Annotated in this window: 8 protein-coding genes and 7 tRNA genes; 12 read left to right on the top strand and 3 right to left on the bottom strand. The window is 52.2% G+C overall.

Annotated features, from left to right (window positions below; all coding sequences use genetic code 11):
- Positions 1 to 25: 25 nt before the first annotated feature.
- The 3 genes from chiP to nagE all read right to left on the bottom strand — a co-directional run bounded on the left by chiP (position 26) and on the right by nagE (position 5,766).
- Positions 26 to 1,432, bottom strand: coding sequence for a chitoporin ChiP (chiP, locus tag ACE38U_RS15450; protein ID WP_038474657.1), 1,407 nt, complete (start codon positions 1,430 to 1,432; stop codon positions 26 to 28).
- A 463-nt stretch (positions 1,433 to 1,895) separates the two neighbouring features.
- Positions 1,896 to 3,563 carry a glutamine--tRNA ligase gene (gene glnS, locus ACE38U_RS15445; protein ID WP_038474659.1) on the bottom strand — a complete coding sequence of 556 codons (1,668 nt, stop codon included), beginning with the start codon at positions 3,561 to 3,563 and terminating at the stop codon, positions 1,896 to 1,898.
- A gap of 178 nt (positions 3,564 to 3,741) precedes the next feature.
- Positions 3,742 to 5,766 carry an N-acetylglucosamine-specific PTS transporter subunit IIBC gene (gene nagE / locus ACE38U_RS15440; RefSeq protein WP_038474662.1) on the bottom strand — a complete coding sequence of 675 codons (2,025 nt, stop codon included), beginning with the start codon at positions 5,764 to 5,766 and terminating at the stop codon, positions 3,742 to 3,744.
- A gap of 333 nt (positions 5,767 to 6,099) precedes the next feature.
- On the opposite strand from nagE, the gene nagB reads away from it, so the two are divergent.
- The 12 genes from nagB to ACE38U_RS15380 all read left to right on the top strand — a co-directional run bounded on the left by nagB (position 6,100) and on the right by ACE38U_RS15380 (position 13,211).
- On the top strand, positions 6,100 to 6,900 hold the full coding sequence (nagB, locus tag ACE38U_RS15435) for a glucosamine-6-phosphate deaminase (RefSeq protein WP_126358476.1): 801 nt from the start codon (positions 6,100 to 6,102) through the stop codon (positions 6,898 to 6,900).
- A 183-nt stretch (positions 6,901 to 7,083) separates the two neighbouring features.
- Positions 7,084 to 8,232, top strand: a complete 1,149-nt coding sequence (nagA, locus tag ACE38U_RS15430; protein ID WP_038474665.1) for an N-acetylglucosamine-6-phosphate deacetylase — start codon at positions 7,084 to 7,086, stop codon at positions 8,230 to 8,232.
- 5 nt (positions 8,233 to 8,237) lie between these two features.
- The gene (gene nagC, locus ACE38U_RS15425) at positions 8,238 to 9,458 is read left to right on the top strand and encodes a DNA-binding transcriptional regulator NagC (RefSeq protein WP_038474668.1); all 1,221 of its coding nucleotides are present in this window, start codon (positions 8,238 to 8,240) and stop codon (positions 9,456 to 9,458) included.
- A gap of 62 nt (positions 9,459 to 9,520) precedes the next feature.
- Positions 9,521 to 10,276 (top strand): HAD-IIA family hydrolase, encoded by a 756-nt coding sequence (locus tag ACE38U_RS15420; RefSeq protein ID WP_008456091.1) that lies wholly within the window; start codon positions 9,521 to 9,523, stop codon positions 10,274 to 10,276.
- A 311-nt stretch (positions 10,277 to 10,587) separates the two neighbouring features.
- Entirely contained in the window at positions 10,588 to 12,249 is a 1,662-nt protein-coding gene (asnB, locus tag ACE38U_RS15415) for an asparagine synthase B (protein WP_038474671.1), read from the top strand.
- A 252-nt stretch (positions 12,250 to 12,501) separates the two neighbouring features.
- Positions 12,502 to 12,578: transfer RNA gene (locus tag ACE38U_RS15410), tRNA-Met, on the top strand.
- Positions 12,579 to 12,588: 10 nt separating this feature from the next.
- A tRNA-Leu gene (locus tag ACE38U_RS15405) sits at positions 12,589 to 12,673 on the top strand.
- Positions 12,674 to 12,695: 22 nt separating this feature from the next.
- Positions 12,696 to 12,770, top strand: a tRNA-Gln gene (locus tag ACE38U_RS15400).
- A gap of 37 nt (positions 12,771 to 12,807) precedes the next feature.
- Positions 12,808 to 12,882: transfer RNA gene (locus ACE38U_RS15395), tRNA-Gln, on the top strand.
- Positions 12,883 to 12,903: 21 nt separating this feature from the next.
- Positions 12,904 to 12,980, top strand: a tRNA-Met gene (locus tag ACE38U_RS15390).
- A 45-nt stretch (positions 12,981 to 13,025) separates the two neighbouring features.
- Positions 13,026 to 13,100, top strand: a tRNA-Gln gene (locus ACE38U_RS15385).
- A gap of 36 nt (positions 13,101 to 13,136) precedes the next feature.
- Positions 13,137 to 13,211 (top strand) — tRNA-Gln (locus tag ACE38U_RS15380).
- Positions 13,212 to 13,296 lie beyond the last annotated feature (85 nt).

Here is a 13,296-nt window from a genome sequence, read left to right as displayed (position 1 = left end):
GGGCGCTTGCGCGCCCGATTTAGCATTAGAAGATGGTGAACGGAGCAATAACGATAAATTTCACGTCACGCTCATCCTGGAACATGTTGCCGTAACCACCGCCCCAGCTTGGGATATCGGAGTGGTTGTCGTACTGAGTGAAGTGCAGTTTGAACAGCGTACCTTTCGCACGGCCTTCCTGCACGGTGTACATTGCGTCGAGGCTGTATGAAGACTCTTTGATCTTGTTGGATGCGATATCCTGACGGTTACCGGAAGCATCAAGCGCCCATGTGGCTGGTTTTGCATCCCATGCATAAACATAGGAGCCCCCAACAGCCCAACCCGGCAGATTCCAGTTGCTCAGGTCATACATTGCGCCGAAGAACACGGCTTTTTCGCCGTTGGCGTTGAAGTCAGAACGGTTATCCCACCACACATCGAGACGGCCGTTTGAAGAGGCATAGGTTGGCGTCATACGCTGCAGGAAGTAACCCTGCTGGCCTTCTGCCTTCACCATGGTCCCTTCCAGACGCAGGTCAACCTGGCCAATTTTGTAGCCTAAGGTCAGCGCCTGCAGCCACGCGGTACCGTCATAAATATCGTTGATGGTGTTGTTAGAGGCTTTATCACGGGTGCCGTAGAACTGGTAGCTGGTGCTCAGCGGGCTGCCTGCAACGTCAAATTTGTAGCTCGCTTTCGCGAAGTACTGGTCAACAAAACCTTCAGCCTGACCAAATGCCCCTTCCAGAATCAGGTCATTTTTGAAGTCATATTTCGCGCCGATGGAGTGCAGATAATCAACTTTGGTCTTTTTGTCGTTCTGGTAGAACTTGTCCGTTTCCAGATGCCATGGAGCCTTGTACTCGTTGGTCCACATGTAGGAGAAGCTCAGCGCACCTGCATCGCCATAGTCGAATGCCGCCCCAGCTTCAGCCCCCTGATAGGTACCAGGCATGAAGCTCCAGTGTGGCGCTAACAGCGTTTGGCCGGTTGGCTGGATATAACCCGCACGAGCCCAGACCGGGCCGTACTTAAATTTAGCGGCCGCTTTATAAAGGCTGATGCCGCCTTTATCGCCGGAGTAGTCTTCGCTGTAGCCTTTGTTTTTAGAGGAGAATGCGATTTCGTTTGGGTGGCCGCTGGCGCTGTCTTCGGCCATCTCAATGGCGGTGAAAGCGGCGATATCCAGGCCAAACATGTCGGCTGCGTAGCCGGACTGGAAGTCCAGGTTAGCGTTCCAGGTTGAGTGTGACAGGTTAGTTTTGTACTTACCGTCGGTCACATCTTTACGGTCACGTTCGCGCTGCCAGTAATAGACGCCACCGGTCAGCGTTGAGTCATCAACAAAGCCCGCAGCGCTAACCTGCGGAGCCACTACAAAACCTGAAAGAGCGGTAACGCTTGCAATAGCAAGAGCAAGCGCACTACGTTTGCCACTAAACGTACGCATAGTTAAATTCCTCTTTGACGTAAAAATCATCGTCTGACGTGAAAAGCGCCATTGACGAAAAAAGTAAAATTGCCCAAAGGCTAAAAGCGGTTTCTACCTGACACACCCGCATTACTGCTGCTCATAGACTATTTTTCGCGACGCGAATTATCAATGACTTTGTATCAGAGATTTCCTGGAGTATGACAGAGAGCACATAATCTATGTGCATTTGTAACAAAATCGCTCAGCAGATGCTTAGCCCGCAATCCGATTAATTAACCACATAAAATTCTTTTGAGAGCGCTTTCATTATAAGCATCAGGATATTACGGAGAAGAGATGACTGAGTGCGAGGGAATGATCTGAAGAGTGTAAATGAGAATTAATTCGCATCGCGAATGTGTACTGCTCGTTAATACCAGGTAACCAGAAAGAAAAAACGCCGCATTGAGCGGCGTTTTTATCAGACGATTAACGGCAATTATTCGCCGATTTTAGCCCAGGTATCGCGCAGGCCAACGGTGCGGTTAAATACCAATTTTTCGGCCGTCGTGTAACGGCTGTCGAGGCAGAAGTAACCTTCACGCTCGAACTGATAAGCCTTACCTTTTTCTGCGTTCTGCAGGCTTGGCTCAACGAAGCCCTGACGAATAACCAGTGAGTCAGCGTTAATGGTCGACAGGAAGTCCTCCGCAGCGCCTGGGTTTGCAACGCTGAACAGGCGGTCATACAGGCGGATTTCAACCGGCAACGCATGTGCGGCGCTCACCCAGTGAATCACGCCTTTAACTTTGCGACCGTCTGCCGGGTCCTTGCTCAGGGTTTCCGGGTCGTAGGTGCAGTAAAGCTCGGTGATATTGCCTTCCGCATCTTTTTCAACACGCTCGGCTTTGATCACATACGCATTACGCAGGCGAACTTCTTTACCCAGCACCAGGCGCTTGTACTGCTTGTTCGCTTCTTCACGGAAGTCAGCCCGGTCGATATAAACCTCACCGCTGAACGGCACTTCACGGCTGCCCATCTCAGGTTTGTTCGGATGATTAGGCATGGTCACCGTCTCTTCTTCACCCTGAGGATAGTTAGTGATGATAACTTTCACCGGATCCAGCACGGCCATCGCACGCGGTGCGTTCTCGTTGAGATCGTCACGGATGCAGGATTCCAGAGAAGCCATTTCCACGGTGTTGTCTTGCTTGGTCACACCAATGCGCTTACAGAATTCGCGAATAGAAGCTGCGGTGTAACCACGGCGGCGTAGGCCCGAAATAGTCGGCATGCGCGGGTCATCCCAGCCTTCAACAATCTTCTCGGTCACCAGCAGGTTAAGCTTACGCTTGGACATGATGGCGTATTCGAGGTTAAGGCGAGAAAACTCGTACTGGCGCGGGTGAGCAGGAATAGTGATGTTATCCAGCACCCAGTCATACAGACGACGGTTATCCTGGAATTCCAGGGTACACAGCGAGTGGGTGATCCCTTCCAGCGCATCAGAAATGCAGTGGGTGAAGTCGTACATCGGGTAGATGCACCACTTGCTGCCGGTCTGGTGGTGGTCGGCAAACTTAATGCGGTACAGCACCGGATCGCGCATCACGATGAATGGCGAAGCCATATCGATTTTAGCACGCAGGCAGGCGGTACCTTCGGCGAACTCACCGTTGCGCATTTTCTCGAACAGCGCGAGGTTTTCCTCAACGCTACGATCGCGGAATGGGCTGTTTTTGCCAGGCGCGGTCAGGGAACCACGGTATTCACGAATTTGTTCCGGGCTCAGCTCATCAACATAGGCCAGACCTTTATTAATAAGCTCAACGGCATAGTTAAACAGCTGGTCAAAATAGTCAGACGAATAACGAACGTTACCGGACCAATGGAAGCCCAGCCATTCAACGTCATGCTTGATGGACTCTACGTATTCGATGTCTTCTTTTACCGGGTTTGTGTCATCGAAACGCAGGTTGCACTGCCCCTGGTAGTCCTGGGCAATGCCAAAGTTCAGGCAAATAGACTTGGCGTGACCAATATGCAGATAGCCATTTGGCTCAGGCGGAAAACGGGTGCAAATACTCGTGTGCTTACCGTTCGCCAGGTCTTCATCAATAATCTGACGAATAAAGTTAGTTGGGCGGGCTTCAGCCTCACTCATCGCGGGTTCCTCAAAGCGTGTACCTTAGTTAACGGTGCATGATCTAATAAGCGGCCCCGGGAAACAACCTTTAGTTGCATAAATTAGGGTTGTTCATGCCCGGTTAACGGCAGGCAATAAAAAAGCGGCTGACGATTTACGCCAGCCGCTTAAGGCACAAATGCTTACTCAGGAGCGATTACTTGCCTTTAATCTCATACAGTGGCGTTTGACCGGCAACCACCTGACCTTTCGCCTGGATAACCAGACCGCTGAAGTCGTCGATGTTGCTGCAAACAACCGGGCTAATCATGGAACGAGCGTTGGCGTTCAGGAAATCAAGATCCATTTCCAGAACCGGCTGGCCGGCAACCACTTCCGCACCCTCTTCCACCAGACGAGTGAACCCTTTACCACCCAGAGCAACGGTATCGATGCCCATGTGAACCACAATTTCAGCGCCTTTTTCTGTTTCGAGGCAGAAAGCGTGGTTGGTGTTGAAGATTTTCACAATCGTACCCGCAGCAGGAGAAACCACGGTTTTGTCGGTTGGCTTAACGGCCACACCATCCCCTACTGCTTTGCTGGCAAACGCTTCGTCAGGAACCTGATCAAGCTCAACCACTTCGCCAGTGACCGGAGAAACCAGAGCCGCAACGGTCGTACTGGTGGCGTTTGGAACCGCCTGTGGTTTAGCAGCAGGCGCTGGCGCTGTGCCAGCAACAGGCGCGGCTGCTTCTACGGTGCCTGCAGTTTTCATTGCGTTAGCAATTTTTTCTGCAGCAAAGCCAACGATGATTTGCACGCTGGTTTTGTTCAGGCGGATAACGCCCGTTGCACCCAGACGCTTAGCCAGCGCTTCGTTTACTACGGAAGAGTCTTTCACGTTCAGACGCAGACGAGTGATACAGGCATCAATACCGGTCAGGTTAGCAGAGCCACCGACCGCAGAGATGTACTGACGAGCCAGGCCGGAAACGTCCTGATTCGCATCGCCGCTCACATTCACGTCCTGACCATCAGCTTCATCACCGGCTACCGCCAGTTCACGGCCAGGGGTCAGCAGGTTGAATTTAGTGATGGTGAAACGGAATACCACGTAGTAGAGAACGAAGAACACCAGACCCTGAGGAATCAGCATCCACCAGTGGGTTGCCAGCGGGTTACGGGACGAAAGCACCATATCCACCAGACCCGCGGAGAAGCCGAAGCCAGCAATCCAGTGCATGCTTGCCGCGATGAACACGGAGATACCGGTCAGCACTGCGTGGATCAGGTACAGTACCGGAGCAACGAACATGAAGGAGAATTCCAGCGGTTCGGTGATACCGGTGAAGAACGCAGCGAAGGCGGCCGCCATCATAATACCGGCAACTTTTGCTTTGTTTTCAGGACGTGCACAGTGGTAAATAGCCAGCGCTGCACCCGGCAGGCCGAACATCATGATCGGGAAGAAGCCCGCCTGGTAACGGCCGGTGATACCGACAACCGCTTTACCTGCTTCGATGGACTGAGCGCCACCCAGGAAGTTAGGGATGTCGTTAATGCCGGCAACGTCAAACCAGAACACGGAGTTCAGGGCGTGGTGCAGACCAACCGGGATCAGCAGACGGTTGAAGAACGCATAGATACCTGCGCCTGCAGAACCGAGTTTCTGGATGTGCTCACCGAAGTTCACCAGACCGTCAAAGATCATCGGCCAGATGTACATCATGATGAAGGCAACAACGATCATCAGGAAGGAGGTGAGGATAGGGACCAGACGGCGACCGCTGAAGAACGACAGCGCTTTCGGCAGCTCAACGCCGCTGAAGCGATTGTACAATTCCGCAGAGATAATACCGACCAGAATACCCACAAACTGGTTTTCAATTTTACCAAATGCCGCTGGAACCTGATCCACCGGAATTTTCTGGATCATCGCAACCGCTGCCGGTGAGCAGAGGGTGGTCAGAACCAGGAAGCCAACAAAGCCGGTCAGCGCTGCTGCGCCGTCTTTGTCTTTAGACATACCGTAAGCGACGCCGATGGCGAAAAGCACGGACATGTGATCGATGATTGCGGAACCGGATTTAATGAAGAGCGCCGCTAGTGCGTTGTCTCCACCCCAACTGACTGGGTCAATCCAGTAACCAACCCCCATTAGTATTGCTGCTGCTGGCAGTGTAGCCACCGGCACCATAAGTGCCCGGCCCACGCGTTGTAGATAACCTAGAATACTCACTTTATTCCCCCTATGAGACCCCGTTAAGGCTCGCTCAAGCAGTGTTTTTATTGTCTTACTTACATTGAATACACGGCGACGATTCACATCACACGCTGAAGTGTGAAAAAAATTAATTCGTACCGCAAATTAAACGCACCTTTTTTGTGACATTTATCACCAAATATCGCTTCAACCCTCCCCTCTTACTGGCTATCTCCGAAAACTTATTTTATGATTCAAAAAATCAAGGCGGATTGATCCCTGTCGGTTCAGTATAAAAGTGGTTTACCCTTATGCTTATCGAGATCGATTCAGCTAACCCTATTTTTACTCTTAACTACGAGGTGAATGATGAGACTGATTCCCCTGGCTACCCCGGCACAAGTCGGCAAATGGGCAGCTCGCCATATTGTAAACCGCATTAATGCATTCAAACCGACCGCAGATCGTCCTTTCGTTCTGGGTCTGCCAACCGGCGGTACGCCGCTGGAAGCTTACAAAGCTCTGGTTGAGATGCATAAAGCAGGCCAGGTTAGCTTTAAGAACGTCGTTACGTTCAACATGGATGAATACGTCGGCCTGCCGAAGGAACATCCGGAAAGTTATTATACTTTCATGCACCGCAACTTCTTTGATCACGTTGATATCCCTGCGGAAAACATCAACCTGCTGAACGGCAACGCGGAAGATGTTGATGCAGAATGCCGCCGCTACGAAGAAAAAATTCGCTCCTACGGCAAAATCCACCTGTTCATGGGCGGCGTGGGCAACGATGGTCACATCGCGTTTAACGAACCAGCCTCTTCCCTGGCTTCCCGTACTCGTATCAAAACCCTGACCCATGACACCCGCGTGGCAAACTCCCGCTTCTTCGGCGGCGACGTAACTCAGGTGCCAAAATATGCGCTGACCGTGGGCGTGGGTACGCTGCTGGACGCAGAAGAAGTGATGATTCTGGTACTGGGCGGCGTGAAAGCCCAGGCGCTTCAGGCGGCCGTTGAAGGCAACGTTAACCATATGTGGACCATCACCTGCCTGCAGCTGCATCCGAAGGCGGTCATTGTTTGTGATGAGCCATCCACGATGGAGCTGAAAGTGAAAACGTTGAAGTACTTCAACGAGCTGGAAGCAGAGAATATCAAAGGTCTTTAAGGCCCGATTGATCATTGGCGCGCCTCAGGCAACGATAAAACGCCCGAGGGCGTCAAAAGAGAAATGAAGGAAACCAGACTTCTGGTTTTTAGCAGACAGTCATAAAGAGGAAGGATGTCCATCTTCCCTCTTTATTAGCGATCTTAAAGTCTTAAAGCACGACGTTATTACCGGGGGTAGGATATGTATGCATTAATCCACGGTCGGATTTATACCGGCCATGAAATTCTGGATGACCACGCGGTAGTCATTACCGATGGCCTGATTGAGCGTGTTTGCCCTGTTGATGCACTGCCAGCAGGGGTTGAAACGCGCGATGTGGGCGGTGCCGTCATTGCCCCCGGCTTTATTGATGTTCAGCTGAACGGCTGCGGCGGCGTGCAGTTTAACGACACCGCAGAAGCCGTTTCGGTTGAAACGCTGGAAATCATGCAGAAAGCGAACGAACGCTCCGGCTGCACCAGCTACCTGCCTACGCTTATCACTACCAGCGACGAGCTGATGATGCAGGGCGTGAAAGTCATGCGTGAATACCTGGCAAAACACCGCCACCAGGCGCTGGGCTTACATCTTGAAGGTCCATGGCTCAACATCGTAAAAAAAGGCACGCACAATCCTGGCTTCGTCCGTAAACCGGACGCGAAGCTGGTTGATTTCCTGTGCCAGAATGCCGACGTCATCACCAAAATCACCCTCGCCCCAGAAATGGTTGAGCCGGAAGTGATTCAGAAACTGGTTGCGGCGGGCATTATCGTTTCCGCAGGTCACTCCAATGCGACCCTTAAAGAAGCCAAAATTGGCTTCCGCGCCGGGATCACCTTCGCGACACACCTTTTCAACGCCATGCCTTATATTACCGGCCGTGAACCGGGCCTTGCGGGCGCCATTTTTGATGAAGCTGACGTTTACTGTGGCATCATTGCCGATGGCCTGCATGTCGATTATGCGAACATCCGCACCGCAAAACGCGTGAAAGGCGATAAACTATGCCTGGTAACCGACGCAACCGCACCGGCTGGCGCGGATATCGATCAGTTCATTTTTGCTGGTAAAACAATATACTACCGTGACGGTCTGTGCGTTGATGAGAACGGAACCCTCAGCGGTTCTGCGCTGACAATGATTCAGGGCGTGCGTAATCTGGTAGAACACGCGGCCATTGCACTGGATGAAGTCCTGCGTATGGCAACGCTCTACCCTGCTCGCGCAATGGGCGTGGATAAACAGCTGGGCGCAATCGAAACCGGCAAAGTGGCTAACTTAACCGTGTTTACCCGCGACTATAAAATTATCAAGACCATCGTTAATGGTAACGAGGTCGTAACTGAGTAAATAGCATGACGACTGGCGGACAAGCCCAAATTGGTAACGTTGACCTGGTAAAACAGCTGAATAGCGCGGCGGTCTACCGCCTGATTGACCAACATGGTCCCATCTCGCGCATCCAGATTGCCGAACAAAGCCAGCTTGCACCTGCCAGCGTCACAAAAATTACTCGCCAGCTTATTGAGCGCGGCCTGATTAAAGAAGTCGATCAGCAGGCCTCCACCGGCGGCCGCCGCGCTATCTCTATTATCACCGAAACGCGTAACTTCCACGCAATTGGCGTGCGCCTTGGGCGCCATGACGCCACCATCACGCTATTTGACCTGAGCGCTAAATCAATTGCCGAAGAGCACTATCCGCTGCCTGAACGCACGCAGGAAACCCTCGAGCATGCGCTGCTCAACGCCATTAGCCACTTTATCGAGACCTGGCAGCGTAAGACGCGTGAGCTGATCGCTATTTCAGTCATCCTGCCCGGCCTTGTCGACCCAGAAAGCGGCGTGATTCGCTACATGCCACACATCACCGTCAACAACTGGGCGCTGGTTGATCGCCTCGAAAAACGCTTTAAGGTGACCTGCTTTGTCGGGCACGATATTCGCAGCCTGGCGCTCGCCGAGCACTACTTCGGTGCAACTCACGACTGCGAAGACTCCATTTTAGTGCGTGTTCACCGCGGCACCGGGGCCGGCATCCTGTCCAACGGCCGGATTTTTATCGGCCGAAACGGCAACGTCGGTGAGATTGGCCACATCCAGGTAGACCCATTGGGCGAGCGCTGCCACTGCGGCAACTTTGGCTGCCTGGAAACCATCGCCGCAAATGCCGCGATCGAAAAACGTGTTCGTCATCTGCTGGAGCAAGGCTACAACAGTCGTCTGACGCTTGAAGACTGCGGCATTCAGGCTATCTGCAAAGCCGCCAATAAAGGTGATGCGCTGGCCTGTGAAGTGCTGGAGCACGTGGGCCGCCACCTGGGGAAAGCCATCGCCATCGCCATTAACCTGTTTAATCCGCAAAAAGTCGTGCTTGCCGGTGAGATAATAGAAGCCGAAAAAGTGCTGCTGCCGGCCATCGAAGGCTGCATTAATACGCAGGTATTGAATGCCTTCCGTAAAAACTTGCCTATCGTCTGTTCGAAGCTCGATGACCGTTCGGCCATTGGGGCGTTTGCGCTGGTTAAGCGTTCAATGCTGAACGGCATATTGCTTCAGCATCTGCTGGAAAGTTAATGCTGCCCAGGCAGCATTTTACGCTATAGTTACCGACTTCATTCCGTGAGCCAGAGTTGTTAATGACCACCATCCAGAACGTAATTTGTGATATCGACGGCGTGCTGATGCACGACAACGTCGCCGTGCCGGGCGCTAATGAATTTCTGGCACGTATTCTTGAAAAAGAAATGCCGCTGGTGCTGCTGACCAACTACCCTTCCCAGACCAGCCAGGACCTTGCCAACCGCTTTGCCTCTGCGGGCATCGACGTGCCGGAGAGCGTGTTTTACACCTCCGCCATGGCCACCGCGGATTTCCTGCGCCGCCAGGAAGGTAAGAAAGCCTACGTCGTCGGTGAAGGCGCGCTGATTCACGAGCTCTACAAAGCAGGGTTTACCATTACAGACATTAATCCGGATTTTGTCATCGTCGGTGAAACCCGCTCCTTTAACTGGGAAATGATGCATAAAGCCGCTTACTTCGTCGCAAACGGTGCACGCTTTATTGCCACCAACCCTGACAGCCACGGACACGGTTTTAGCCCGGCCTGCGGTGCACTCTGCGCCGGCATAGAGAAAATCTCCGGCCGCGAACCCTTCTATGTTGGCAAGCCGAGCCCGTGGATTATCCGCGCGGCGCTCAACAAAATGCAGGCACATTCCGAGCAAACAGTCATCGTTGGCGACAACCTGCGGACGGATATTCTTGCAGGCTTCCAGGCTGGTCTCGAAACTATACTTGTTCTCTCCGGCGTCTCCAGCCTGAACAACGTCGATGATATGCCGTTCCGGCCGAGCTGGATTTATCCCTCAGTCGCGGAAATCGATATCTTCTAATTCAGAATGCCGGCGCTAAGCCGGCATTTTTTATGTATCCGCAAAGAAGTAGCACTTCCGCAAAGCAAACCTCAGCCATAATTGTTAAAAATTGACGATCCGCTAATTTTCACGGCCAAAACATCATCATTTTTCAGAAATCGGCAATCCCCACTGCACTATTTATTAGCTGAAAGCTAAAACCCTTGCATTCCCTTCAGCGATTGAGCATTTTCATTACTAAGCAACGCAGCAAAGCCGCAGCAAAAGTAAAAAATCGGCAACGCAGCACCACAACTCAAATCGCTCAGGCAAGTGTACGGAGAAGTTATATGTGTTCTATCTTTGGCGTTCTGGATATCAAAACCGATGCAGTTGAATTACGCAAAAAAGCGCTGGAATTATCACGCCTGATGCGCCACCGTGGCCCGGACTGGTCAGGGGTTTACGCCAGCGATAAAGCGATTCTTGTGCACGAACGTCTGTCCATCGTTGACGTCAACGCGGGCGCTCAGCCGCTGTACAACACCGAAAAAACTCACGCCCTGGCGGTTAACGGTGAAATCTACAACCATCAGGCACTGCGCGCCGAATACGGCGACCGTTACACCTTCCAGACTGGCTCAGACTGTGAAGTCATCCTGGCGCTGTATCAGGAAAAAGGCCCGGAATTCCTTGACGATCTGCAGGGTATGTTTGCTTTCGCACTTTACGACAGCGAACAAGACGCTTACCTGATTGGCCGTGACCACATCGGTATCATCCCGCTTTATATGGGCCACGATGAACACGGCAACCTTTATGTCGCTTCTGAAATGAAAGCGCTGGTGCCCGTTTGCCGCAGCATCAAAGAATTCCCGGCAGGAAGCTACCTGTGGAGCAAAGATGGCGAAATCCGCAGCTACTATCAGCGCGACTGGTTCAGCTATGAAGAAGTAAAAGACAACGTAACGGACAAAAACGCGCTGCGTCAGGCGCTGGAAGATTCCGTAAAAAGCCACCTGATGTCCGACGTGCCTTACGGCGTACTGCTGTCCGGTGGGCTGGACTCTTCGGTTATCTCTGCCATTACCAAAAAGTTTGCGGCACGTCGCGTAGAAGATGAAGAGCGCAGCGAAGCCTGGTGGCCACAGCTGCACTCCTTCGCCGTCGGTCTGGAAGGCTCTCCGGACCTGAAAGCCGCGCAGGAAGTTGCCCATCACCTGGGCACGGTCCACCATGAAATCCACTTCACCGTACAGGAAGGCCTGGATGCGATCCGCGATGTTATCTATCACATTGAAACTTACGATGTGACCACCATCCGCGCTTCTACGCCGATGTACCTGATGTCACGTAAAATCAAAGCGATGGGCATCAAAATGGTGCTGTCTGGTGAAGGCTCTGATGAAGTGTTCGGCGGCTACCTTTATTTCCATAAAGCGCCAAATGCCAAAGAGCTGCATGAAGAAACCGTGCGTAAGCTTCAGGCGCTGCATATGTTTGACTGTGCCCGCGCTAACAAGGCGATGTCTGCCTGGGGCGTTGAAGCCCGCGTGCCATTCCTGGATAAAAAATTCCTCGATGTGGCAATGCGCATCAACCCACAGGATAAAATGTGCGGTAACGGCAAAATGGAGAAGCATGTGCTGCGTGAGTGCTTTGAGTCCTACCTGCCGGCAAGCGTGGCATGGCGCCAGAAAGAACAGTTCTCTGACGGCGTAGGCTATAGCTGGATTGATACCCTGAAAGAAGTTGCAGCTGAGCAGATTAGCGACCAGCAACTGGCTACCGCCGCCTACCGTTTCCCGTACAACACGCCGGGCTCCAAAGAGGCCTATTTGTACCGTGAAATTTTCGAAGAGCTGTTCCCGCTACAGAGCGCAGCAGAATGCGTGCCGGGCGGCCCGTCTGTCGCATGTTCTTCCGCGAAGGCAATTGAGTGGGATGAATCGTTCAAAACCATGAACGATCCATCAGGACGCGCGGTTGGCGTGCACCAGGCCGCTTATTAATCTCGATTCAGTTATGACAAAACGGACCTTCGGGTCCGTTTGTTTTTATGTATTATCGCTGAAGCTTTATCCCTGTTTTTAACCGGAATTAAAAACAAAAACGTTCGTTATTGTCGATATTTCAAGCAAGCTGTTCGCAAGTCATTCAAACGAGCATTCCGAGCGGGTTTTCGGGAAAAAACTAGTTGACGCTGTAGAGTCAAGTTAGCATAATGCGCCCCGCAACGCCGATAAGGTAGCGCGTAAAAAGATGGCTACGTAGCTCAGCTGGTTAGAGCACATCACTCATAATGATGGGGTCACAGGTTCGAATCCCGTCGTAGCCACCATCTTTTTTATGCGGGAGTGGCGAAATTGGTAGACGCACCAGATTTAGGTTCTGGCGCCGCAAGGTGTGCGAGTTCAAGTCTCGCCTCCCGCACCATTTATCTCTCGCGTTGCACGGATGGGGTATCGCCAAGCGGTAAGGCACCGGTTTTTGATACCGGCATTCCCTGGTTCGAATCCAGGTACCCCAGCCATTATTTTTCGAGACATGCGGTTCACCGCGACGGTCATTGGGGTATCGCCAAGCGGTAAGGCACCGGTTTTTGATACCGGCATTCCCTGGTTCGAATCCAGGTACCCCAGCCATCGAAAAATATGATAAAGTTCGGCTACGTAGCTCAGCTGGTTAGAGCACATCACTCATAATGATGGGGTCACAGGTTCGAATCCCGTCGTAGCCACCATACAACGGAATTATTGATTAACGTCGATAAATCCTAAAAAATTGTTGGGGTATCGCCAAGCGGTAAGGCTCTGGTTTCTGATACCAGCATTCCGAGGTTCGAATCCTCGTACCCCAGCCAATTTAAAAAGTCGTTCACTCTGTGAGCGCACCCTGTTGGGGTATCGCCAAGCGGTAAGGCTCTGGTTTCTGATACCAGCATTCCGAGGTTCGAATCCTCGTACCCCAGCCACACAATGAAAAGCCCGCGCAAGCGGGCTTTTTGCTTTTGTATTTCAGGCACAACGAGCCCGATGCTCTTACCCTCTCCCGGACGG

It is taken from the genome of Cedecea selenatireducens, from assembly GCF_042138895.1.
In the GTDB taxonomy this organism is placed as follows: domain Bacteria; phylum Pseudomonadota; class Gammaproteobacteria; order Enterobacterales; family Enterobacteriaceae; genus Cedecea; species Cedecea selenatireducens.
This window is presented reverse-complemented; position numbering and strand designations above follow the sequence as displayed.

Coding starts and splice junctions, on each gene's coding strand:
- nagB (WP_126358476.1), top strand. CDS start 6,100: ATGAGACTGATTCCCCTGGCTACCCCGGCACAAGTCGGCAAATGGGCA.
- nagC (WP_038474668.1), top strand. CDS start 8,238: ATGACGACTGGCGGACAAGCCCAAATTGGTAACGTTGACCTGGTAAAA.
- glnS (WP_038474659.1), bottom strand. CDS start 3,563: ATGAGTGAGGCTGAAGCCCGCCCAACTAACTTTATTCGTCAGATTATT.
- nagA (WP_038474665.1), top strand. CDS start 7,084: ATGTATGCATTAATCCACGGTCGGATTTATACCGGCCATGAAATTCTG.
- chiP (WP_038474657.1), bottom strand. CDS start 1,432: ATGCGTACGTTTAGTGGCAAACGTAGTGCGCTTGCTCTTGCTATTGCA.
- ACE38U_RS15420 (WP_008456091.1), top strand. CDS start 9,521: ATGACCACCATCCAGAACGTAATTTGTGATATCGACGGCGTGCTGATG.
- asnB (WP_038474671.1), top strand. CDS start 10,588: ATGTGTTCTATCTTTGGCGTTCTGGATATCAAAACCGATGCAGTTGAA.